The following is a 22,705-nucleotide window of genomic DNA, read 5'->3' as shown; positions in this document are numbered from 1 at the left end:
CCGTGGTCTATCGCCGCACGCCTGCCGTGGTCGTCCGGCTGGAGGATAATCGCGCGCGCATTCTCAAGGCCGCCCGCGATCTCGTCGCCGAGGACGGTTGGCGGCACACGCAGGTGGCGGCCGTCGCCGCCAAGGCAGGCTTGGCCACGGGCACGATCTCGATGCAAGCCTCATATCTTCGGCGCAGGCTGTCGAGCACCGGCCGCACGACGCTCTCCGGCCGATCGTTCGGAGGCTGCCCGCAAGGCAGCACGCACGAAGGGAGCCGCGGGCCGCAAGATGGCTGCAAAGAAGGCGGCGCGGACCCGGGCTCGCCGCAAGAAGTAGCGGATCCCTGGCGGATCGATGATCGTTATCGCACTGTCGGCCGTGTCAGGTCGGCGGGAGAGCGCATTCGTGCAGATGTTGGAGTGTGCCATGAAGATCAAGCTATGGCCGCGACGCTGAGAAGGACAGCCGTTCGCCATATCTGGATCGGAACGTCCGGTTGGGCCTATGACGGCTGGCGCGGCCCATTCTATCCACGCGATGTGGCCAAGAAGCGGTGGCTTGCTTGGTACGCTACTCAGTTCGCGACGACCGAGATCAATGGATCCTTCTATCGAACGCCCTCCCTGGCGACGGTCCATCGGTGGCGGGACGAAACACCGGATGATTTCCTATTTGCCTGGAAGGCATCGAAGTACATCACGCACTGGAAACGCCTCGGCGAGACATGCCCGAGTTCGCTCAGGCTGATGAACACGAGGTTGCGTGCGCTGGGCAGCAAGCTCGGGCCGGTGCTGTTTCAGCTTCCTGCGAACTTCGACGCGGACGCCAGTCGTCTCGAGCACTTCCTCGCGATGCTGCCCAGCAAGCACCGCTATGTCTTCGAGTTTCGGCACGAGAGCTGGTATGCGGCGAAAATTCTCGCGCTGCTCCGTGAGCACAATGCTGCGCTATGCCTGTCGGATCACCATCAAGCCCCGGCGCCATGGAAAGTGACGGCGCGCCACGTGTACGTGCGTGGCCATGGGCCGGCTGGAAGCTACAAGGGCCGCTATCCCGAGACGACGTTGAACTCTTGGGCGGATCACATCCGACGCTGGCGACGGCGCGGTCGTGAGGTATTCGTCTATTTCGATAACGACCAGAAGAGCGCCGCACCCAAGGACGCTCGGCGACTTTTGTCCATGCTTGGCGCCTGAGATGTCCAATACCCTTGGCGTGGATGGCGTGCGATAAGACCAACGCTGGCGAAGGCCGGCACGAGTACCCATAGGTTGAGGCCCAACGATCCGTACGCCACGTCGAGTTTCTGAGCACACTGAGATCCGGCCGCGGAGAAGCGGCTCATGGGGGCTTGCTCGTCTTTCGACTCCCGCTCGCGCGCACCATTACTTGTCGCGTACCCAAAACTCCGGGCCATATGGCCGAGGGTTGCCAGCGTCTAGCTCAGTCGTTATTGACGAACTGAGCTGAGGGAAGGATGGCAGCGAACGAGCCCATACCGCGGGACGTCACTGATTTCCTGCTGAGAACGATCGCGTCGATTGCGGAGCTCGAGGCGCTCCTACTGATGCGCCGCGAGACTGCTAGTTGGAGCGCAGATGCCTTGGCGCAGAGACTGTATGTCTCATCGACGGAAGCGGAGCATGTGCTTCGTACTTTGATGAGCCTGGGCTTCCTCAATAAGGATGCTGAGGGATACAGCTATCATTGCTCCTCCTCGGAACTCGACGCGATAGTCGCGAAGACCGCGGAAGTTCATGCGCGCCAGCTCATTCCGGTGACTAAGCTTATTCACGAGCATGGTCGCAAAATTAGACGTTTTGCAGACGCCTTCAGGTTTCGGAGAGACCCGTAAGAATGGCGGTGCTCATCTACAGTCTCTGCGCTCTCACTGCCTTCACGTGTGCTTGTCTCTTGTTGCGGGCTTACCGGCGCAGCCAGTATCGGTTGCTGCTGTGGAGTGGGCTCTGCTTTGTCGGCCTGACGTTGAACAATGTCCTGCTGATCGCTGACAAGCTGGTCTTTCCGGACATCGACTTCGTTCCGGCCCGCGCAGCATCTGCATTTGTGGCGATGGCGGTTCTTATCTATGGCCTTGTCTGGGATTCCGAGTGAATGACAGCGGTGATTTCAGGGGCGGTGGCAATGGCGTCGGCAGTCGCGGCGCTATTCTTCTTGAAGTATTGGCACCAGACGCGCGATCGCTTCTTCATGATGTTTTCTTTGGCCTTCGCCATAGACAGCGCGGGGCGGTTTGCACTCGCACTCATCGGCGCTGCCGAGGATTTTGAGCCCTATGCCTATCTGACGCGCCTGCTCACGTTCGGCCTCATCATTGCGGCCGTGAGCAACAAGAACGGCTCACAAAAGATCGACTGAGCGTCGGAACCATCCAACTCCCGCGTGCGTTCAATCGCTGCGTAGGGATGCGGGCCCAGCTTGGGGCTCCGCAGAAGCCCGCCGTACGCCATTGGAGGGGGAATTTTATGCGTGACCCGGCCGAGAGCATTGCCGCGGCAGGCGGGCGCTTTCAGCACGCAGACAGCGGGCTTGTAGAACTTCTGAGCGCGCTTCAAGCCGTCCGGGAGGGCGATTTCACGGTGCGGATGCCGGGCGATCAAGCCGGGCTGTTCGGTAAGATTTGCGACACCCTCAACGATATCGTCGCCGCCAACGCTCGCATGGCGCACGAGCTCGAAACTGTTGGCCAAGTGGTCGGCAAGGACGGGCGAACGCGACGCCGGATGCGGCTCGGCGTAGCAAGTGGCGCCTGGGGCGAGATGGAGAACTCGGTCAACGCGCTGATCGATGACCTGTTGTGGCCAACGGGTGAGGTCACCCGGACCATCGAAGCCGTGGCGCAGGGCAACCTTCTGCAAACCATGCGGCTCGATGTCGATGGGCGCCGCCTCAAAGGTGAGTTTCTCAGGACGGCGACGATCGTCAACACGATGATCAAGCAGTTGTCGGTCTTTACGTCGGAGGTGACGCGCGTTGCTCGGGAAGTCGGAACAGACGGCAAGCTGGGAGGGCAGGCGCAGGTTCGAGAGGTGACCGGCGTTTGGAAGGACCTGACCGAGAGCGTCAACTCCATGGCGTCGAATCTCACGGCGCAGGTTCGCAATATCGCGGAGGTGACAATTGCCGTCGCCAACGGCGATCTATCCAAGAAAATCACGGTCGACGTCCGCGGCGAGATTCTGCTGCTCAAGGAAGCCATCAACACGATGGTTGACCAGCTTCGCTCGTTCGCTGCCGAAGTGACGCGCGTCGCGCGCGAGGTGGGTACCGAGGGGAGATTGGGCGGACAGGCGGTGGTCCCTGGTGTGGGTGGCACCTGGAAGGACCTCACGGACAACGTCAACCTGCTCGCGGCCAATCTTACCACGCAGGTCCGCAATATCGCGGAGGTCACCACGGCTGTTGCAAGAGGCGACCTCTCGCGAAAGATCACTGTCGACGTACAGGGCGAAATTCTCGAGCTGAAGAACACCATCAACACGATGGTGGATCAGCTCAATGGCTTTGCGTCGGAAGTTACGCGCGTCGCGCGTGAGGTCGGCACAGAAGGCCGACTGGGAGGACAGGCCACCGTTCCCGGCGTGGCAGGCACATGGAAGGATCTCACCGACAACGTCAATTCCATGGCCGGCAACCTCACCGGTCAGGTGCGAAATATTGCCGATGTGGCGACGGCTATCGCCAACGGGGATCTATCCAAGCAGATCACGGTCAATGTCTCCGGCGAGATGCTGCAGCTCAAGGAGACCATCAACACGATGGTCGACCAGCTGAACGGATTTGCATCGGAAGTCACACGCGTCGCCCGCGAAGTGGGTACCGAGGGCCGCCTCGGAGGCCAGGCCGATGTCCAGGGCGTTGCGGGGACCTGGAAGGACCTGACCGACAGCGTCAACTCGATGGCGTCGAACCTCACGACGCAGGTGCGCAACATCGCAGAAGTGTCGACCGCGATCGCGAGCGGCGACCTGTCGAAGAAGATCGACGTCGATGCGCGCGGCGAGGTTCGTGAGCTCAAAGAAACCATCAACACGATGGTCGATCAGCTCAATGCTTTTGCCGGTGAAGTGACGCGCGTGGCGCGCGAGGTCGGCACCGAAGGAAAGCTTGGAGGCCAAGCTGTCGTTCGCGGTGTGGCCGGCAAATGGAAGGACCTGACGGACAACGTCAATTCCATGGCCGGAAACCTGACCGGACAGGTCCGCAGCATCGCGGAGGTGGCGACCGCCGTCGCGCAAGGAGATCTTTCGAAGAAGATTGCCGTCAGCGCCAGCGGCGAGATCCTGACACTTGCACAAACCTTCAACACGATGGTCGACCAGCTCAACGCCTTCGCCGCGGAAGTGACGCGCGTCGCGCGCGAGGTCGGCACGGACGGCAAACTTGGCGGGCAGGCGATCGTCCCCGGTGTCGCGGGGACTTGGAAGGATCTCACCGATAGCGTGAATTCCATGGCCGGAAACCTCACCGATCAGGTGCGCAATATCGCGGAGGTCGCAACAGCGATTGCGCGCGGCGATCTCTCGCGGAAGATCACCGTTGATGTTCAAGGCGAAATTCTTCAGCTGAAGGAAACCCTGAACACGATGGTCGACCAGCTGAATCGCTTCGCGGGCGAAGTCACCCGCGTCGCGCGCGAGGTCGGCACCGAGGGACGGCTCGGCGGTCAGGCCAATGTGCCCGATGTCGCCGGCACATGGAAGGATTTGACCGACAGCGTCAACTCGATGGCCTCAAATCTCACGGCGCAGGTCCGCAACATCGCCGAGGTCACGACCGCGGTGGCGCGGGGTGACTTGTCGCGCAAGATCACCGTGGACGTCAAAGGAGAGATCCTGGAGCTGAAGGACACCATCAACACGATGGTCGATCAGCTCAATTCGTTCGCTTCCGAGGTGACGCGCGTCGCGCGCGAAGTGGGCACCGAAGGGAAACTTGGAGGACAGGCGGCGGTGCCGGATGTCGCCGGCACGTGGAAGGATTTGACGGACAGCGTGAACTTCATGGCCGGCAATCTCACGGCTCAGGTACGCAATATTGCCGAGGTCGCGACGTCCATCGCGAGTGGTGACCTTTCCAAGAAGATCACCGTCGACGTGCGCGGTGAAATCCTCCAGCTCAAGGAAACACTGAATACGATGGTGGAGCAGCTTCGGTCGTTTGCGGCCGAGGTCACGCGCGTTGCCCGCGAAGTGGGGACCGAAGGACGCCTCGGCGGTCAGGCCGTAGTTCCTGGCGTCGGCGGCACCTGGAAGGATCTCACGGACAACGTCAATCTGCTTGCGGCCAACCTCACGACCCAAGTGCGTAACATTGCCGAGGTCACGACCGCGGTGGCGCGAGGTGACTTGTCACGCAAAATCACCGTCGACGTGAAAGGCGAGATCCTGGAACTCAAGAACACCATCAATACCATGGTGGATCAGCTCAATGGCTTTGCCTCGGAAGTGACGCGCGTCGCGCGAGAGGTCGGAACTGAGGGCCGGCTCGGCGGACAAGCGACGGTCCCGGGTGTCGCCGGCACGTGGAAAGATCTGACCGACACGGTCAACGACATGGCGGCCAACCTGACCGAGCAGGTCCGCGGCATCGTCAAGGTCGTGACCGCCGTCGCCGAGGGCGACCTCAAGCAGAGGCTCACAGTGAAATCGAAGGGCGAAGTTGCCGCCCTTGCGGAAACGATCAACGGCATGACGGAGACATTGGCGATATTCGCAGATCAGGTGACGACCGTTGCCCGTGAGGTCGGCGTCGAAGGTCGTCTCGGCGGTCAGGCCGACGTGCCTGGCGCGGCAGGCACGTGGAAGGACCTCACCGGCAACGTCAACCTGCTGGCAGAAAACCTCACCAGCCAGGTTCGCGCCATTGCAGAAGTCGCGACCGCGGTTACCGAAGGCGATCTCACACGCTCAATTCAGGTCGAGGCGCGCGGCGAGGTCGCGGAGCTCAAAGACTACATCAATACGATGATCGGTAACCTCCGCCTCACCACGGAGCGCAATACCGAGCAGGACTGGCTGAAGACGAACCTAGCGCGCTTTACGGGCATGCTGCAGGGCCAGCGGGATCTCGTGACGGTCGGCAAGACTCTTCTTTCGAGGCTCGTGCCGCTCGTCAAGGCTCACCAGGGCGTCATCTATCGTGTCACCAATGAGGCGCGAGCAAAGCCGTTGAAGCTTTTGGCGGCGTATGGAGACGCCGTCGAAGACGGCTTTCCAGACGAGCTGGCTTTGGGAGCTGGGCTCATCGGTCAGTGTGCCGTCGACAAGCGGAGTATCCTGCTTGGTGACATTCCACGAGATACCGTTCGTATCGATACCGGACTGATCAAGGCGATCCCTCGCAGCGTCGCCGTCATTCCCGTATCCTTCGAAGACCAGATCAAAGCCGTCATCTCGATATCGTCGCTGAATGAGTTCGAGCCGATCCATTTGACCTTTCTCGAGCAGCTCACGGCGAACATCGGCATCGTGCTCAACAGTATCGAAGCGACGATGCGGACCGAAAGCCTGCTCACGCAGTCACAAACGCTCGCCACCGAGCTGCAGAGCCAGCAAAAGGAGCTGCAGCAAACAAACGACCAGCTCGAGCTCAAGGCGCAACAGCTGGCAGAGCGCAATGTCGAGGTCGAGCGTAAAAATCAGGAAATCGATCTGGCACGACGGGCCGTCGAGGAAAAGGCCGCGGAGCTGGCCCTCACATCGCGCTACAAGTCCGAGTTCCTCGCCAATATGTCCCATGAGCTGCGGACGCCGCTGAACAGCATCCTGATTCTGAGCCAACAGCTCTCAGAGAATCCTGACGGCAATCTTACGGACAGGCAGGTGGAGTTTGCCCGCACCGTCTTGAGCGCCGGAACCGATCTACTCAATCTCATCAGTGACATCCTCGATCTGTCGAAGATCGAATCCGGGACCGTCACCGTCGACGCAGAAGAAATCTCCTTGCTTGGCCTCCTCGAGACGGTGGCGCGCCCGTTCCGCCATGAAGCAGAACGCCGACATCTTACATTCGAGATCAAGCTCGATCAGGCCCTGGGAAGGAACATCCATACCGATTCCAAGCGGCTTCAGCAGATCCTCAAGAACCTGCTCTCAAATGCATTCAAATTCACGTCGGACGGCAGCGTTCGCATTTCCGCGTTCGCCGCCGATCGCGGATGGCCTGCGGAGCATCCCACACTCGGGACAACGCCGGTGGTGGCCCTTGAAGTGGCCGATACTGGCATCGGCATCCCGCTCGACAAGCAGAAGCTTGTCTTCGAGGCGTTTCAGCAGGCGGACGCGAGCACGAGCCGGAAGTACGGCGGCACGGGGCTTGGATTGGCCATTAGCCGCGAGCTTGCACACCTATTGGGTGGCGAAATTCAACTGCGCAGCAAGCCCGGCGTCGGCAGCACATTCACACTATTCCTGCCGCTACGATACTCCGGCGCAGTGGCTCACGAGAGCCTGGAGAATGCGCGCATGGAGCCGCTCGGAGCCGTGCCCACCTCTGCAATCGGCGAGAAACCGCACGTTTCGCTCGATGATGATCGCGACGACATCGGCCCCGGCGAGGATGTTCTGCTCGTCGTCGAGGATGATCCCGTATTTGCGCGGTTGCTGATGGATGTCGCGCGGCGCAATCACTTCAAGGTGCTGTGGGCATCTCAAGGTAGAGATGCCCTATCCCTGGCGTTCGACTATAACCCGACCGCCATCTCCCTCGATGTGTTCCTTCCGGACATGGTCGGCTGGTCCGTCCTCGGAGAGCTCAAGCGAAATCAACTCACCAGACATATCCCCGTCCAGATCGTGACGATGGACGATGATCGCAATCACGGCCTCTCCCGCGGCGCGTTCGCGCATCTCGCGAAGCCGACATCTTCAGAGCAGCTTGAACGTGGACTGACGCGGATGCGTTCGCTCGCCCGCAACGAACGTCGCCGCCTTCTTGTCGTAGGGGACGATGAGCAGGAGCGACTGAGTATTGCGGGTCTGCTGGCTCATGACGACGTCGATATCATGATGGCGGAAACCGCAGACGAAGCGCTCGCCCACCTGCGAGGAGAGATAGTCCACTGCGTTATTTTGAGCCTCAAGCTACCTGACATGACAGGATTCGAGTTTCTCGAGCGCATGAGCGAGAGTTCCGAACTATCGCAAGTGCCGGTGGTCGTCTTTGCGGGACGGGGGCTCACCGCCGACGAGGACAGTCAACTTCGCCGACTTGCGAAGACGATCACAATCAAAGGTGTGGAATCGACGGAGCGTCTCCTCGATGAAACGGCGCTGTTTCTGCATCTCAATATCGCCAACCTTGCGACGCACAAGCAGGAGCTGCTCAAGCGGCTTCACGAAAGCGACGTGGACATCGCCGGCAAGACGGTTCTCGTCGTCGACGATGACGCCAGAAACATCTTCGCGCTGAGCAGCGTATTGGAACGCCGGGGCATGGTTGTGCGCACCGCCACGACCGGGCGAGAGGCCATCGAGGCGATCGACTACGGAGGGGTCTCCATAGTCCTCATGGACATCATGATGCCCGAGATGGACGGATATCAGACGATGCGGGAAATCCGCAGCAGGGAGCAACATGCCCAGCTTCCGATTATCGCGCTTACTGCCAAGGCAATGAAGGGCGATCGGGAAAAATGTCTGGAGGCCGGTGCGTCGGACTATTTGGCGAAGCCCGTCGATACGGACCAGCTCCTCTCAGCGTTGCGAATTTGGCTGCACAGGTGACTGAATGAGTATTCAGCAGCGCGACGCCATTCTCCTGGTCGACGACCAGCCCGGGAAGATTCTGACTTATCATGCGATCTTGGAGAGCCTTGGCGAGACCTTGATCTCGGCGGGTTCGGCGCAAGAAGCTCTGGCCGTACTCGTCAAGACGGAAGTCGCCGTCATCTTGATGGACGTTTGCCTTCCCGATATCGACGGCTTCGAGCTCGCGGCGATGATCAGGCAGCATCCTCGGCACGAGAAGACGGCGATCATTATCGTATCCGGCGTTCGGCTTAGCCAAGAGGATCTCGTGAAGGGCTACAAGATCGGTGCGGTGGACTACGTTCCCGTGCCCGTCGAGCCGGAAATCCTGAAGGCCAAAGTCAGAGTATTTGTCGACCTCCATCGCAAGACAAAACTTCTGAGAGGCATCAACGAGGAGCTTGAAACGCGTGTCGCGGAGCGCACGCGGCAGCTCGAGGCGACGAACGAGATGTTGGGCCGGAGTGAGGAACGCCTCAGGCTCGCCGCCGACGCCGCGCAGTTCGCCAGCTATGAATTTGACGTTGCTCAGCAGCGATTTCAGTGGTCGCAGAATGTCTGCAACTTGCTCCGCGCCCCCTCGAGCGATCTCGGTTCTCTCGAAGGCGTCCTGAAGATTGTCCATCCGGCCGATCGAAGGAGCTTACTGCAGCGCTTCACCAGAACTCACGATGACGAGCAGCCCCTCGAGATGGAATTCAGGGTCGCGGCGGACGCCGCATCCCAGGGCCTTTGGCTGTTGGACAGGGGCAAGCTGGTCGGCAATAGCGCAGGAGAGCCCCAACGCATTGTCGGGACGCTTCTCGACATTTCGATGCGCAAACAGGCGGAGGAGCACCAGACTTTGCTCATGGGCGAGCTGGATCACCGCGTCAAGAATGTCCTGGCCAATGTTCTCGCAATCACGAGGCTGTCGAGTGCCGGCGCAACATCGGTAGCTGCATATGTTGCGGCGCTGCAGGGGCGCCTTCAATCGATGAGTGCAGCACACGATCTTCTGCGCCAATGCGACTGGCGAGGGGCTGATCTCCGTCAATTGGTCTCCGTCACCTTGGGACCTTTCAGCGCAAATGCGGCAAATATCTCGACCGAGGGTGACACAGTCATGTTGCCCGCACGGACGGCGCAGTCGCTTGCGCTCGTTCTTCATGAGCTGACGACCAATGCCGTCAAGCACGGAGCCCTATCCTCGGCTCATGGGCAAGTCTCCATTTCCTGGCACGCCATTGAAGCCGCCGGCGACGTGCCTCGCTTCTCACTTTCCTGGAAAGAAACGGGCGGGCCGCCCGTCGTTGAGCCAGTGCAGCGCGGCTTCGGTCTCACAGTCTTGAGATCCGCAGCATCGGAGATGGGAGGCAGCGCGAGCCTGAACTTCGAAGCTGACGGCATTCGCTTCGACTTCGAGAGGTCACTCGTTCCGACGAGCAATACACCATTTCGGATCAGGCAGGAGCCAGAGCCAGATCCCAAAGTGGAGCACGATGCGACGGTTTTCCGGCGTGTGCTCGTGGTCGAGGACGAGCTTCTGGTTGGTCTGCAACTGAGCCAAGACCTCGAGGATCAGGGCTATTGCGTCATCGGGCCCGCGTGCACGATCGAGCAAGGTATCGAACTTGTGCGAGAGGGCGGCATTGATTGCGCCCTGATCGACGTCAGGCTTGGGGACGCCACAAGCAGCCCCATCGCTAGTCTACTCCGCGAAAAGGATATTCCCTTCGCATTGACAACTGGGTTCGATGGGCAGCACCCAATGGACCATGTGTTCGAGGGCGCTCCCAGGCTCAGCAAGCCGTACAATGCGAGCTCCATCAGCACTCTCCTACAAAGCCTCCGCTAGTCGTAGCGCGCGCCATTGTCTCGGCCGTCGGCTGTTTCATCTAGAACACGCAACTGAGCCTCCTCGGCACGGCGCAAACCGGGTTGGGCCGAGAGATTGCCGTAGCGCGTCGATGCGATGACTTGGATCATCTTTGCTCGGGTGCGCTTCGTGTCGCCGGCCGAAATCCGTGGTCGCGTTCTCCTACCCGCCGGCATTCCATCGATAGCTCCATGCGCATAACAGTGAAGTCGGACGGATGTGCGTGAACGGTCGATATCGCCCGGTAGCGGGCGAGCCCATTTGCAAACTGCATTCACTAGAGGAACAAACGTGTCGTCGAGCTGTTCCTTCCAACAGAAGCTTGCGGCCATGCAAAGCTATGCGTTCGAAAGGACACGCTCATGAGACGCTATCTACCTCCTCTCGCGGCGGCCTTCATCGGCACGCTCGCCGCTCCCACTGCCGCGCTTGCGCAGGATGCAATCGTGACGATGGACTTGAATATGCGCGCAGGACCTTCACCCGAGTTTCCCGTCGTCGATGTACTTCCAGGTAATACGCCGGTCGATATCCACGGCTGCCTTGCTGGATACAGTTGGTGCGACGTGAGCACCGAGGGCGGCCGCGGATGGGTCTATTCAGCCTATTTGAGCTACGCAGCTGAAGGAGGATATGTTCCGCTCGTCGAGTACATCTCTGAGATTGATGTGCCGATTGTGACGTTCTCGGTCGGACCCTATTGGGACTCCTACTACCGAAACAGACCTTGGTACGTGGAGCGCTCGCGTTGGAGCGACCGCTGGGAGGTCAATTGGAGGGACTATCGGTGGGACCGCCGCGATGATCGAGCGGATGGTTGGAGAGAGCGCCGGGTGTACCGCTTCGAGGACCGTGGCGACCGCGGTGTCGATCGCGCCGAACGCCGCGCGGATCGGCGCGAAGCCGTGCAGGTACGCCGAGTCGAGCGCCAGGGCCCGCGTGTGGACCGCGGTGACGGTCGAGTAGATCGCTCACGAGATCAAATGCGGCAATTCCGCATGGAGGATCGCGGCGCGCCACGACCGAATGAAATTGGTGACCGCTCTCAGCGGCTCGACCGTGGCGGTCGCGCGCGAGATAACTAGTCTCGTAGGCTCGCCAGAATTCCGTGAGAAGCCCGCAACGGGCTTCTCACGCTTGCGGGCTTTTCCGACGCGGCCACAAGCACCAGATGAGGCCGTCGATCCAGCGTGCCTCGTGACCGTCGGCACGGCTGTCGTTGTGCTCGAATAACTGCCGACGAGCGCCGCGCAATCGCCGCTCACCGCTTGCCGACCGGGTCGGCCCTGGTGCGCTTCGTCACGCAGCAGAGCGGGAACGAAATACAACAGGCCGCGTTCGTTCCCCTACTTGCAGCCCGGATGGAGCGCATGAAGGATATGAAGAAATGGCTTGGCGGAGCAGCGTGCGTGCTGTCGGAGGACGTCGAAAGGCGGCGCACCCGGCGGATCGCCGCTGCGATCGCCGGTATGTGTTGCATCACAGGCTCAATCAGCTCGTCTGTCGGCGAACCCGTCCGAGATTCGGGCGCCCCCGATATCACGCAGAGCGAATCTGCGATTGCGCAGCCGAACATTGCCGAGACGGTACGCAAAGAGGCGCAGGAACTCTCGTTTACCCCCTACAAGGCCGCTGCCGAAGTGAAGTCGGCCGCACCTGCGAATTATGATGACTACAGACGTCTGCGGTTCCAGCCCAAGAGTGCTCTCTGGTATCGCCGACCTCCAGCTCTCGAACTTCATGGGCTGCCGCTCGGCTGGCTCTTCAAGCACCCCATCGAACTCCTTGCGATCGAAAACGGGAGGTCACAGCCGGTGAAGTTCACGGGAGCGGATTTTCTCGACGAACGCGAGGGCGCCATGGACGACCGCTTGAAAGCAGTCGAGATGCCCCTTTCTGGCTTTCGCATCAGCGGCCCGCTCAACGGTGCCGACAAGGCGGACGAGATCATCGTCTTTCAGGGCGCGAGCTATTTCCGCGCTCTCGGTCGGGGACATGTCTATGGACTGTCCGCGCGGGGGCTCGCCGTAGGGACGGCAAGCACCAAGGGTGAGGAATTCCCCTCGTTTCGAAAGTTCTGGGTAGAGAAGCCTTCCGACGATGCGAACGTCGTTACGATCCATGCTCTGCTCGACAGCCCCTCGGCAAGCGGCGCGTACACGTTCACGGTGCATCCGGGCGCCGAGACGATCGTCGACGTAAACGCGACGCTCTACCCGCGCCAAGCCCTCGGTGAAATCGGCATCGCGCCTTTGACGAGCATGTTCCTCGTCGGTCCGGTCAATTCAACGCGGGTGCAGGACTTCCGCCCGCGCGTGCACGATTCCGATGGGCTCGCCATTCTTAACGGCAGCGGCGAGCGCATCTGGCGCCCCCTCACCAATCCCCGCAAGTTGCAGGTGAGTGCCTTTGTCGACAACAATCCGCGCGGCTTCGGCCTGATCCAGCGGCGGCGCGAGTTCGCCGACTATGAGGACTTGGAGGCGCGGTACGAGCGTCGCCCGAGCGCGTGGGTGGAGTTCATGCGCGGTCCAGGCTCCGGCAGCGTCTTTCTCGTTGAGCTTCCGACAGAGGAAGAGATCCACGACAATATCGTCGCGTTCTGGCGCCCTACGCAGCACCTCGAAAAAGGTCGCGAGTATCAACTCAGCTATCGCCTTCGTTGGCGCGATGAAACACCCACCCGCTTCGTCGGACCGTGGATATCCGACACTCGGATCGGCCGCGCCTATCACGAAGCTGCTGCTGGAAGCATCCATTTCGTAATCGACTACCTGGATCAGGAGCGCTTCGGCGAGAAGGAACTACCAAAGGTGCAAGCCACAACCTCGGTTGGCGAGATTCGCAATCTGGTCGTTCAACCCAATCCAGAGACGGGAGGCCTGCGCGTCAGTCTGATCTTCGATCCACAAGGAAAGGATTTGGCCGAGCTGCGCGTAAACCTGAGCGACTGGAATGGTCGCGTGCCCGAGACGTGGCTCTACCGATGGACAAATAGTCAATGACAGAGAACGCCGGAGCCAAGGATAGATGGCTGGCTCGGCCCCCGCTGAAAGCTCAGCCAACTGAGATGAACGCGCAGGAGCTCTGGTACGATGGCGAGCTGCAGCAGGACAACAGACCGAATGTTCATGATCCGCTGATGTCGCGGATCATGGGCGTCGCGCTGCTGCTAACTACCATTCTCACGACCTTCGCGTTCGCGTCTGCACTTTACAACGCCTTGGCCCTGCACAACGGCGGAACGCCTTTGCACTATCTGTTTCTTGGCTTGTCGACGCTCGCATTTGCCTGGGTGGCCTTCGGCGCAGCCAATGCCTTCCTTGGCGCGTGCTGCCTGCTTGCCGGTACCGACGGCAATTCCATTGTGCCGGCGCCGGCGGAAGCTCCCACTGGATCACGTACAGCTCTACTGTTTCCGGTCTATCACGAAGATGCGCGCCAGATCGCCGCCGCCATTCGCGATCTCGTCCGCGACCTCGAAGACAAGGGTGCGATCGAAGCATTCGCCTTCTTCGTCGTGAGCGATAGTCAAACGCAGGAAGACAGGACGGCCGAACGCGATATCTTCAGGTCGCTTTCGCGCGAGATCGGCGGAAAGGTTACATTCGCTTATCGCAATCGCGCTCACAACGTCGGCAAGAAGGCCGGGAACATTGCTGACTGGATTCGTACCCACGGAGGCGGCTACGACCACTTCGTTGTGTTCGACGCAGACAGTGTCATGTCCGCCGAGACACTCATGCAGCTGGTCTGCACCATGCAGGCCCATCCGGATACGGCCCTTATCCAGACAGTGCCACGCCTCTCCCCTGGCCACACCAAATTCTCTCGACTGCAAGCCTTCGCGAACAATACCCTCGGCCCCATGAGTGCCGCCGGACTGGCCGCTTGGCAAGGCGCGTCTGGTAACTACTGGGGCCACAACGCGATCATACGAACGCGCGCGTTCGCCGAGAACGCGGGCCTGCCCGTGTTGCCAGGAAATGCCCCTTGGGGCGGACATATCCAGAGCCACGACTTCGTTGAGGCTGCGTTGCTGAGGCGGGCTGGATGGCGGGTCGCGCTGCTGACGAGTCTCGATGGCACGCACGAGCAAAGCCCACCGACGTTTGTCGAAATGGCCGTACGCGATCGCAGATGGATGCAGGGCAACCTTCAGCACGCACGCATCCTTGGTGCCCGTGGGCTCACGGCGGTCAGCCGGCTTCACTTGGGCATGGGCATTGCAAGCTATGTGTCGTCCGCTCTGTGGTTGCTGGTGATATTGCTGGGCCTCTGGCTGATCTGGATCGAGCAGCAGCGCGTCGTTAGCTACTTCGACAGCACGAAGTCGCTGTTTCCGAATTGGCCGATCTACGATCCGGTCGCGGCCTTGCGTCTGCTGCTTGCTACGATGGCCGTCGTGCTCCTCCCGAAGTTTCTGGGTCTTACACTGGCGCTTGGACAACTAAGTCGTGATCGTCAGCCGCTCGGGCGTGTTGGCTCGCTCTTGTCTCTTTGGATGGTCGAGCTCGTTCATAGCGTGCTTGTGGCACCAGTGACGATGCTCAACCACGCAAGGGCGCTCATTCAGATTCTCTTGCGCCAGGACGCCGGCTGGAAGCCGCAGAAGCGCCAAGGCAGCATCATCTCATTGACGGATGCCCTGAGGTTTCACGTCGTTCATGTAGCTGTGGGTGTCTTGCTCGCTGGCGCGGCGGCCTCGCTCTCATGGTATGCCGTTGCTTGGCTTCTGCCAGTGATCATTGGCCTCGTGCTCTCACCTCTCGTGACGTGGGTAACGTCACATTCGATCGTACCCTGAAGTTGAGCCGAAACAGTGTGTCCGGCTGTAGCCGCCTTCCCGAGGCCCCAAGAGGGATCTTACAGCATCAGTTTTCCGCGGTGCTGAGGAAGTGGGGCAGCACCTCGCCGAGCCACTCGAACAGCGTGATGATGCTCTTCCCCAGGCATAGGCGCTGCAATGTACCGACGGGCTGATTGCGCTTGTTTCCGTTTCGCTGACCCGTCCGGTCGCAAGAAATGTTCCTGCCGATATAGGGGGCGTGCCGCCCAGTTCGTCCTCTGGGACGCAGGAACAATTTTGAGTGAACCTCCCGAGCGCGGAATGACCATCTTGGGGAAGAGGTTCGAGTTTTACGCCAAGGTCCCGGGCAGCTAAGCCACGCGTGGCTCAACGACGCACCGATAGAGATGCCAACTGGCGTGGCCGAGAACCGGCATGACCACAGCCAGTCCCACCAGCAGAGGCAACGAGCCGATCAGCAATCCACCAGCAATAATCGCGGCCCAAAAGGTCATCACAATGGGATTGGCGGCAACTGCCTTGAGTGATGTAGTCACCGCAACAGCCACCCCCACATCCCGCTCCAGCAACAGCGGGAACGAAATGACGCTGATCACGAAGACGAACACTGCGAAGGCAGCGCCGACGAGATTGCCGACCACGATGAGGTGTTGGCCGGATTCTGTGGTCAGTACCTTGTGCATGAAGACGCTGAGCGGTTCGGGGTCGTGGACTCCAAAGTTTGCCACGTAGATCCCGTGCGCAACCGCGATCCAGATCAGGAACACGACGAACAGCAGCAACCCGAGCAGCAGGATCGGGCCAAGCGACGGTGAGTGCAAAACATCGAAGGTATGTCGCCACGACGTATCAAGATGCATCTCGCGGCGCCGGCTCAGTTCATAGAGACCGATCGCGGCGAATGGACCCAGCAAGGCAAATCCGGTCGCCAGCGGATAGAGCAAAGCCAGCAGATCGAGCCCTGCGGTGGCAAACCAGAGTATCAAGCCGACAATCGGATAGATCAGGCTGAGAAAGACGACATGGGTCTTCATCGCCAGGAAGTCGTCAAGGCCTTGCATCAGCGATTGTCGCAAGTCATGGAAGTTTATCGTGCGAACCACCGGCAGCTCGTCCGTGCGTGCCAGTGGCGTGATCATGTCGTTGGTGGACATTGGGACCTCCTGATCGCTGGTCGGGGGTCTCTCCCGAGGTTTGCTCCCTGAGGCGGCAACGCTCGCGTACCCGTGGAGGTTGCTAGGCGGCCAAGCAGTGCAGCAGTTTCACAGCGAAAGACCCTCGCAGAATGCCCTGATATACAAGGCAGTGGCGCTCCTGCGCAGCGCCGCTGATAGTACGATCACGCGAACTATCGCCGTGCCAATCCAGGAACTGGCACAGCCCATCAGGGTGCGCCTTCCAGGAGCAAGGCCCGTTGCACGCCGAGGTCGCAGGCGACAAATGGGCGAAGTTCCGCACGCAGCGTGGCTGAGAAGCCGTGTCGCGACGGGGTTTGCGCTTGTTGGCGGCTTTTAAGCATGGTGTGTGTACGGCGCCACAGCACGGCATGGATGTGCGATCATGGGGGCGAGCAATCAGGGTTGGTCGTCGGGGATAATCGGTGGAGTTCGTCTCACTGCGCTATTTTCACGAAACCGCTCGCACCGGGTCGATCCGGCGTGCCGCGGAGAACCTTCACGTCACTCCGTCCTCGATCAGCCGAATGATCGCCAGTCTCGAACAGGACCTTGGCACGGCACTATTCGAGCGCAGCCGGCAAGGCATGCGCCTCACGGCGGCCGGCACCATCCTGTCCCGCCAAACGCAGCGCACGTTTCGCGATTTCGAGCGCATCCGGGGTGCGATAGATGACCTGAAGGGGCTGCGTCGCGGCCAAGTGAGCATCTATGCTCCGGAGGGCCTCATCGCAGAGTTCCTGCCGACCGTGATTTCGCTATATCAGGCCAAATTTCCGGCAGTGTCGTTTAATGTAGTCTTTGCCTCCACTGATCGGATCGTAGAGGCGATCATCGACGATGAGACTGATATTGGAATAACCTTCAACGGTCCTGAGCGCGATGAACTGGCAAAAGTCGTTGAGTACGTGGAACCGCTCACCTGCCTCGTGGCTCCGAGTCACCCCCTTGCAAGGAAGAGATCGGTCCTTCTGAAAGACATCCTCGCATATCCTCTCGCACTGCCCGAGACGAGCTTCGGATTGCGCCGGATGATCGACACCGGCATCCGCCGCGAGAAGCTTTCGCCCCAGATCACGGTGTGTACGAATTCCCTGGAACTGGCGAAGCGGATGGCGATGCTGGGGAGTGCGGTCGCGTTCATGCCGCGCTTCATGGTCATGGATGATGTTTCTGCGGGCAGACTCCGCTCAATTCGAGTGCAATCGCCCGCCTTCTCCAGCTCACGCGTTGCCGTGTGCGTTCATCGCGATCGAAATATTTCCTATGCAGCTAGAGAACTTGTCGAATCCTTGAAGCGACATTTCTCGCAGATAAGACCCCACAGGTAGTGGCATCCGCGTGTTGCGTTTCGCGCAACAACGCGATTTCAAAACGGCAATATTCACCTATCGCCCGTCTGCTAGGGTGTGAAGGGTGTGAGAGCGACGTGTCAGCTGCCGTAAGCGGAAGTGCTGACCCGAATTGCCGTAGCCTTCGATGGACACCAGCGAGAGAGATCTGCATGACAAGTGTTGATTTCGGCCGTCGTGCGTTCGTGGCGGGACTTGCCTCTTCAGCCGGTGCGATCGGCATCGGTATCCCGACGAGCAGCATAGCCGCGACCGCCATTCACATCTCCGAGGCGATCAAGCTTGGCATCTATATTCCTCTCTACACCGCTATGCGCAAGAAGCTGTTCGAGAAGCACGGCCTCGCTCCGACGCTGTCGACTGCCGGTGGCATTGCGCAGCCAGTTCCCGCTCTTCTTTCCGGCAAGGCACAGTTTGCGGTGACCGGTACAGGCATGTCCATCAATGCTACCGTCGAAGGGGCACAGATGGTCAACATTGCCAAGATTGCCGGACAGATCTCTGTTTGGGTTGTTGCGAAGCCCGGCGTGAAGTTCGATTCAGTGGAGGACTTCAAGGGCAAAACGATTGCCACTTTGAAGTATCCGTCCAACACGTTCACCACGCCTACGTATGCAATGAAGGTCGTTGCCGGATTTGATCCGGAAGCCAACGGCGTGAAGATTCTCCAGCTTCCGTTTGGCGCACAATTGCAGGCCGTCGCCGACGGACGTGCGGACTTTGCAACCGTCTTCGAGTGGGATGCCAGCATCGCCGAGACCAAGTTCGGCCTAAAGACCGTCTACTCACTCGGTGAGAAGCTGGGGCCGGCTGTGTTCACATCGACATTCGTGACGAAATCATTCCTCGACGCGAATCCCGGCACGGTGCAGGCCTATTGCAACGCGATCGCTGAGGCACAGAAGATGTTGCATCAGGATCCTGCGGTGTTCACCGAAGTCTCAGCACTTGAATTTCCGCAGCTCGACAAGGCGGTGTTTGACGCGGCGCGAGCCCGCTTCTTCGGCGCGGTTGCACTTGCGCCGAAGAACCCGACTATATCGGAAGCGGAGTGGAATACACTCGTGGCGCACGAGAGCGGTGCCGGAACCCTTCGCGCGGTGCTGCCCTATAGCCAGATGGTTAACAATGCCTTCGCTCAGAAGGCAGCAGAACAGTTCGGCCTTCCATGAGCGGACGTGCCTCCAAACCGGGCCGCTTTTCGCTTCCGGCCCGGCCGGAGAGTGTCGAGATCGATCCCGCTCAAACGGCCCTTATCGTCGTCGACATGCAGAACGCTTACGCGTCTCGCGGAGGCTATCTGGATCTCGCTGGCTTCGATTTGACCGGCATCGATGGTGTCATCACGGGCATAGCTTCTCTCCTCAACGATATCCGCTCCGCCGGGGTTCCAGTCTTCTTTCTCCAGAATGGTTGGGATCCTGCCTACAAGGAGGCCGGTGGTCCGTTGGCCGCCAATCAAATGAAGTCGAATGCTCTGAAGCTTATGCGCAACGAGCCCCAGTATGCCGGCAAGCTACTCGCGAAGGGGGGCTGGGACTACGCGTTGATCGATGCCTTGATGCCGACGGAAGACGACTTCATCATACCCAAGCCGCGATACAGCGGCTTTGTGAGCTCTCCGCTCGACTCGATGCTGAGAAGCCGCGGCATCCGACAGCTGTTCGTCGTCGGAGTGGCCAGCAATGTCTGCGTCGAGACAACCATTCGCGACGCCTTCGGCCTCGAGTATCAGGCCATCATGGTGACGGACTGCTGCCTTCAGGCAGGCCCGACCTACATTCAGGAAGCTACGATCTTCAACGTCGAGACATTCTTTGGATGGACGACGACGAGCGATGCATTGCGCGAACGTCTCGCTCAAAGCTGACACCAACGATATATGACAGGAAGCCACGCCGATGTTCCAACCGATCATTCCTGCTGGATCCTCAAAGCCGATCGCGCCCTATGTCCACGGCAGTAAGGTCGGCGACACCGTGTACGTCGCCGGCACGCTCGCAATCGATCCTGATGGCAAGAGCCTCTATGTCGGCGACGTCAAGGCGCAGACCAAGTACGTCATCGAACAGGTCGTGGCGGTTGTCGAAGCAGCCGGTGGCACCATCGACAACATCGTCTACAACGCGATCTTCCTGAAGCGCCGTGAGGACTACGCCGCATTCAACGAAGTCTATGGTGCATATTTCGGCAAGAACCCACCGGCCCGATATTGCGTCATTTGCGGGCTCGTGCGCGAGGAATTTCTCGTAGAGATCGCGGCTACGGCGCACATTCCTCCGAAAACATGAGCCTCCGGAAACCCAAGTGATGGTGGATGCCACAACAACTGCACCCAACAAAGCCGAGACGCGGACCAAACAAACCTCCTTCCGGGTGCGAGTGCTAGTTTACCAGATTGGGCTACTCGTCGGCATTCTTGGGTTCTGGGAAGCTGGCATCCGCCTCGGCTATCTCGAGGCTTATATCTACGGGGTGCCCTCTGGAGTGGCCTCCGCCTTCGCGAGCCAGCTCCTTGACGGAAGTCTGTTGCGCCATTTCTGGGTGACCGGGCAGGAAGTGGTCATCGGCTTTTTGATCGGCAGCCTGCTGGGGACGATAAGCGGATTGCTGCTCTGGCTCTCACCACTATGGGCAAGAGTCCTGCATCCCTACATGATCGCCCTCAACGGAGTTCCCAAGATCGCATTGGCCCCACTGATCATCGTGTGGTTCGGCCTGGGAATGGAATCCAAGATCGCGATCGCCGCGATAATTACCTTCATTGTCGCATTCCTGCAGGCCCATAAGGGGACACAGCAGATCGACAGCGACCTGATCCGACTCTTGCAATCTCTCGGTGCCAAGCCGCTGCAGATCTTTCGCATCGTTGTTGTGCCCGGCAGCCTGCCCTGGATTGTGTCTGCGTTGCGTCTCAACGTCGGCTTTGCGCTCATCGGGGCCGTCGTCGGCGAATACATCTCGGCCGAAGAAGGGCTAGGCCACAAGGTCTACTACTCCGGTCAGCTCTACGATCTCAACAGCGTATGGGTCGGCATCTTTTCCTTGATGATCATGGCTCTGATGCTTGAGGTCGTTGTTTCATGGATCGAGAAGAAGCTGCAGTGGTAGGTACGGACAATGCCCTTTGCAAAGTTGGAAGACGCTGAAATCTACTACGAGGAGTTTGGCTCGGGCGAGCCGCTTGTCCTCGTCGCAGGATTGGGGGGCGTCGGCTCCTATTGGAAGCCTCAGCTCGAGAGCTTCTCAAAGCACTATCGTGTGGTAATTCACGACCACCGCGGCACCGGAAAGAGCAGCCGTTCGAAGATAGAGTACTCACTAGAGCAGATGGCGGCCGACACGATAGGCCTCATGGATTGCCTCGGGATCGAAAAGGCGCACTTTGTTGGGCATTCGACAGGAGCGGCCGTAGGCCAGATACTTTGCATCACGCATCCCGAGCGGCTGGACAGGGTGGTCATGGCTTCAGCTTGGACAAAGGCGGACGGCTTCTTCCGCCGCTGCTTCGAGGTTCGGCGCGAGCTTCTGCTGAAGTCCGGTCCTCAGGCATACGTGAAGGCAACGCCGATCTTCCTGCATCCCAGTTGGTGGATCCGCGACAATATCGAAGTGCTGGAGCGCACTGAAGCGGACGTGTACGGCAGCGATCCCGACGTCGGCATCATGAACAGCCGCATCGATGCGTTGCTGAAATTCGATTGGACGGGACGGCTTGGTGAGATCGACAAGAACGTGCTCGTTCTGGGCGTTCGCGACGACCATCTTACACCCGCCTACTTCTCGCGGGAGCTTGCCGAGGCCATACCCAACGCTGAGCTGGTGATCATGGAAGACGGCGCGCACGCGGCTTCGCAGACCGTTCCGGCAGAATTCAATCGCATCGTTCTCGACTACATCCAGCGCGGTGCGCGGTCGTGACACCTCAGGATGACATTGTCCTCAGGGCGTCCGGTGCGCGCGTTGTTTACAATGAAGATACGGCACACCCGGTGGAAGCCGTCCGCAGCATCTCGCTCGATCTGAGACGCTCCGAAGTTCTTGCACTGGTGGGCCCATCGGGATGTGGCAAGACCACCCTGTTTAATGCGATCGCCGGGCTACTTCCTCTGCAGGGCGGACGCGTCGAAGTCGGTGGCCAGCAGGTCGACAAGGCAACAGGACATGTCGGCTATATGCTGCAGAAGGACCTGTTGCTACCTTGGCGCACCGTCATCGACAACGTCACACTAGGGCTGGAGATCAGAGGAATGCGCGGTGCGCAAGCGCGCGCCATCGCTAGCGATCTGATCCGCCGCTATGGGCTATCGGGCTTCGAGAATAGCAAGCCGGCGGCGCTGTCCGGGGGCATGCGCCAGCGCGTGGCATTGATGCGGACCCTTGCGTTCAACCCTGATGTGATACTTCTGGACGAGCCGTTTTCCGCGCTCGATTTCCAGACGCGAATACTGCTGCAGGCCGACGTGACCCGCATCATCAAGGAGCAGAACAAGAGCGTGATCCTGATCACGCACGATATTGGTGAAGCGATTTCAATGGCGGATCGTATCGTCGTTCTCACTAACCGCCCGGCGACGGTAAAGTCAGTTCACACGGTGTCGTTTCGGAACGCGAGCACTGACGCCGTGAATATCCGCACGCATCCCGAGTATCAGGCGATGTTTGCAAAAATCTGGTCGGAACTCGAAATCATCGACGAGGCAAAGGGTTCGGAGAACAAAGTTGCCTGAGGTGAGAAAAGCCGATTA

18 protein-coding genes are annotated in these 22,705 nt (G+C 59.8%); 16 read left to right on the top strand and 2 right to left on the bottom strand.

The features are described 5' to 3' along the window. Positions 1-2: 2 nt before the first annotated feature. The 6 genes from CS1BSM3_RS28900 to CS1BSM3_RS25400 all read left to right on the top strand — a co-directional run bounded on the left by CS1BSM3_RS28900 (position 3) and on the right by CS1BSM3_RS25400 (position 10,599). Positions 3-1,187: a DUF72 domain-containing protein gene (locus CS1BSM3_RS28900; RefSeq protein WP_210188829.1), complete on the top strand. Its 1,185-nt coding sequence runs from the start codon at positions 3-5 to the stop codon at positions 1,185-1,187. A 281-nt stretch (positions 1,188-1,468) separates the two neighbouring features. Further along, entirely contained in the window at positions 1,469-1,846 is a 378-nt protein-coding gene (locus CS1BSM3_RS25420; protein ID WP_072392656.1) for a hypothetical protein, read from the top strand. Between the two features lie 2 nt (positions 1,847-1,848). Then, complete coding sequence (locus CS1BSM3_RS25415; RefSeq protein ID WP_072392653.1) at positions 1,849-2,106, top strand: DUF5985 family protein; 258 nt, start codon at positions 1,849-1,851, stop codon at positions 2,104-2,106. After that, complete coding sequence (locus CS1BSM3_RS25410; RefSeq protein ID WP_072392650.1) at positions 2,107-2,370, top strand: DUF5985 family protein; 264 nt, start codon at positions 2,107-2,109, stop codon at positions 2,368-2,370. It abuts the gene before it with no gap. A gap of 227 nt (positions 2,371-2,597) precedes the next feature. Further along, entirely contained in the window at positions 2,598-8,738 is a 6,141-nt protein-coding gene (locus CS1BSM3_RS25405; protein WP_244540655.1) for a HAMP domain-containing protein, read from the top strand. Between the two features lie 4 nt (positions 8,739-8,742). Next, positions 8,743-10,599 carry a response regulator gene (locus CS1BSM3_RS25400; protein WP_072392644.1) on the top strand — a complete coding sequence of 619 codons (1,857 nt, stop codon included), beginning with the start codon at positions 8,743-8,745 and terminating at the stop codon, positions 10,597-10,599. Here the strand turns inward: CS1BSM3_RS25400 and CS1BSM3_RS28850 are convergent. Beyond that, positions 10,596-10,730: a hypothetical protein gene (locus tag CS1BSM3_RS28850; protein ID WP_280174774.1), complete on the bottom strand. Its 135-nt coding sequence runs from the start codon at positions 10,728-10,730 to the stop codon at positions 10,596-10,598. The genes CS1BSM3_RS25400 and CS1BSM3_RS28850 overlap by 4 nt on opposite strands. A gap of 252 nt (positions 10,731-10,982) precedes the next feature. On the opposite strand from CS1BSM3_RS28850, the gene CS1BSM3_RS25395 reads away from it, so the two are divergent. The 3 genes from CS1BSM3_RS25395 to mdoH all read left to right on the top strand — a co-directional run bounded on the left by CS1BSM3_RS25395 (position 10,983) and on the right by mdoH (position 15,427). Beyond that, the gene (locus CS1BSM3_RS25395; protein ID WP_072392641.1) at positions 10,983-11,705 is read left to right on the top strand and encodes an SH3 domain-containing protein; all 723 of its coding nucleotides are present in this window, start codon (positions 10,983-10,985) and stop codon (positions 11,703-11,705) included. Positions 11,706-11,990: 285 nt separating this feature from the next. After that, positions 11,991-13,625, top strand: coding sequence for an OpgD/OpgG family glucan biosynthesis protein (locus CS1BSM3_RS25390; protein WP_174263787.1), 1,635 nt, complete (start codon positions 11,991-11,993; stop codon positions 13,623-13,625). Beyond that, positions 13,622-15,427 (top strand): glucans biosynthesis glucosyltransferase MdoH, encoded by a 1,806-nt coding sequence (gene mdoH / locus CS1BSM3_RS25385; RefSeq protein WP_072392639.1) that lies wholly within the window; start codon positions 13,622-13,624, stop codon positions 15,425-15,427. The genes CS1BSM3_RS25390 and mdoH overlap by 4 nt, the downstream gene beginning before the upstream one ends. Positions 15,428-15,780: 353 nt before the next feature. Here mdoH and CS1BSM3_RS25380 read toward each other — a convergent pair whose 3' ends face one another. Further along, entirely contained in the window at positions 15,781-16,584 is an 804-nt protein-coding gene (locus tag CS1BSM3_RS25380; protein WP_072392636.1) for a DUF2189 domain-containing protein, read from the bottom strand. Positions 16,585-17,030: 446 nt separating this feature from the next. On the opposite strand from CS1BSM3_RS25380, the gene CS1BSM3_RS25375 reads away from it, so the two are divergent. From CS1BSM3_RS25375 to CS1BSM3_RS25345, 7 genes are all read left to right on the top strand, one after another. Next, entirely contained in the window at positions 17,031-17,936 is a 906-nt protein-coding gene (locus tag CS1BSM3_RS25375; RefSeq protein WP_072392633.1) for a LysR family transcriptional regulator, read from the top strand. A 173-nt stretch (positions 17,937-18,109) separates the two neighbouring features. Further along, positions 18,110-19,129, top strand: a complete 1,020-nt coding sequence (locus CS1BSM3_RS25370; protein WP_072392630.1) for an ABC transporter substrate-binding protein — start codon at positions 18,110-18,112, stop codon at positions 19,127-19,129. Then, a complete protein-coding gene (locus tag CS1BSM3_RS25365; RefSeq protein ID WP_072392627.1) occupies positions 19,126-19,827 on the top strand; it encodes an isochorismatase family protein in 702 nt (233 codons plus the stop codon). Before CS1BSM3_RS25370 ends, CS1BSM3_RS25365 begins: the two co-directional genes overlap by 4 nt. A 31-nt stretch (positions 19,828-19,858) precedes the next feature. Further along, positions 19,859-20,248, top strand: coding sequence for a Rid family hydrolase (locus tag CS1BSM3_RS25360; RefSeq protein ID WP_072392623.1), 390 nt, complete (start codon positions 19,859-19,861; stop codon positions 20,246-20,248). Between the two features lie 19 nt (positions 20,249-20,267). After that, positions 20,268-21,068, top strand: coding sequence for an ABC transporter permease (locus tag CS1BSM3_RS25355; RefSeq protein ID WP_072392621.1), 801 nt, complete (start codon positions 20,268-20,270; stop codon positions 21,066-21,068). Positions 21,069-21,077: 9 nt separating this feature from the next. Next, positions 21,078-21,878: a pyrimidine utilization protein D gene (gene rutD, locus CS1BSM3_RS25350; RefSeq protein ID WP_072392618.1), complete on the top strand. Its 801-nt coding sequence runs from the start codon at positions 21,078-21,080 to the stop codon at positions 21,876-21,878. Beyond that, a complete protein-coding gene (locus CS1BSM3_RS25345) occupies positions 21,875-22,687 on the top strand; it encodes an ABC transporter ATP-binding protein (RefSeq protein WP_072392615.1) in 813 nt (270 codons plus the stop codon). The genes rutD and CS1BSM3_RS25345 overlap by 4 nt, the downstream gene beginning before the upstream one ends. Positions 22,688-22,705: the final 18 nt, after the last annotated feature.

Origin of the sequence: Hyphomicrobium sp. CS1BSMeth3, assembly GCF_900117415.1 — a bacterium.
GTDB lineage: Bacteria > Pseudomonadota > Alphaproteobacteria > Rhizobiales > Hyphomicrobiaceae.
This window is presented reverse-complemented; position numbering and strand designations above follow the sequence as displayed.

Excerpts from the sequence above, each read along its gene's own strand:
- CS1BSM3_RS25400 (WP_072392644.1), top strand. The coding sequence starts at position 8,743 with ATGAGTATTCAGCAGCGCGACGCCATTCTCCTGGTCGACGACCAGCCC.
- CS1BSM3_RS25420 (WP_072392656.1), top strand. The coding sequence starts at position 1,469 with ATGGCAGCGAACGAGCCCATACCGCGGGACGTCACTGATTTCCTGCTG.
- CS1BSM3_RS25415 (WP_072392653.1), top strand. The coding sequence starts at position 1,849 with ATGGCGGTGCTCATCTACAGTCTCTGCGCTCTCACTGCCTTCACGTGT.
- CS1BSM3_RS25355 (WP_072392621.1), top strand. The coding sequence starts at position 20,268 with ATGGTGGATGCCACAACAACTGCACCCAACAAAGCCGAGACGCGGACC.
- CS1BSM3_RS25405 (WP_244540655.1), top strand. The coding sequence starts at position 2,598 with ATGCCGGGCGATCAAGCCGGGCTGTTCGGTAAGATTTGCGACACCCTC.
- rutD (WP_072392618.1), top strand. The coding sequence starts at position 21,078 with ATGCCCTTTGCAAAGTTGGAAGACGCTGAAATCTACTACGAGGAGTTT.
- CS1BSM3_RS25370 (WP_072392630.1), top strand. The coding sequence starts at position 18,110 with ATGACAAGTGTTGATTTCGGCCGTCGTGCGTTCGTGGCGGGACTTGCC.
- CS1BSM3_RS28850 (WP_280174774.1), bottom strand. The coding sequence starts at position 10,730 with ATGATCCAAGTCATCGCATCGACGCGCTACGGCAATCTCTCGGCCCAA.
- CS1BSM3_RS25360 (WP_072392623.1), top strand. The coding sequence starts at position 19,859 with ATGTTCCAACCGATCATTCCTGCTGGATCCTCAAAGCCGATCGCGCCC.
- mdoH (WP_072392639.1), top strand. The coding sequence starts at position 13,622 with ATGACAGAGAACGCCGGAGCCAAGGATAGATGGCTGGCTCGGCCCCCG.
- CS1BSM3_RS25395 (WP_072392641.1), top strand. The coding sequence starts at position 10,983 with ATGAGACGCTATCTACCTCCTCTCGCGGCGGCCTTCATCGGCACGCTC.
- CS1BSM3_RS25380 (WP_072392636.1), bottom strand. The coding sequence starts at position 16,584 with ATGTCCACCAACGACATGATCACGCCACTGGCACGCACGGACGAGCTG.
- CS1BSM3_RS25410 (WP_072392650.1), top strand. The coding sequence starts at position 2,107 with ATGACAGCGGTGATTTCAGGGGCGGTGGCAATGGCGTCGGCAGTCGCG.
- CS1BSM3_RS25365 (WP_072392627.1), top strand. The coding sequence starts at position 19,126 with ATGAGCGGACGTGCCTCCAAACCGGGCCGCTTTTCGCTTCCGGCCCGG.
- CS1BSM3_RS25390 (WP_174263787.1), top strand. The coding sequence starts at position 11,991 with ATGAAGGATATGAAGAAATGGCTTGGCGGAGCAGCGTGCGTGCTGTCG.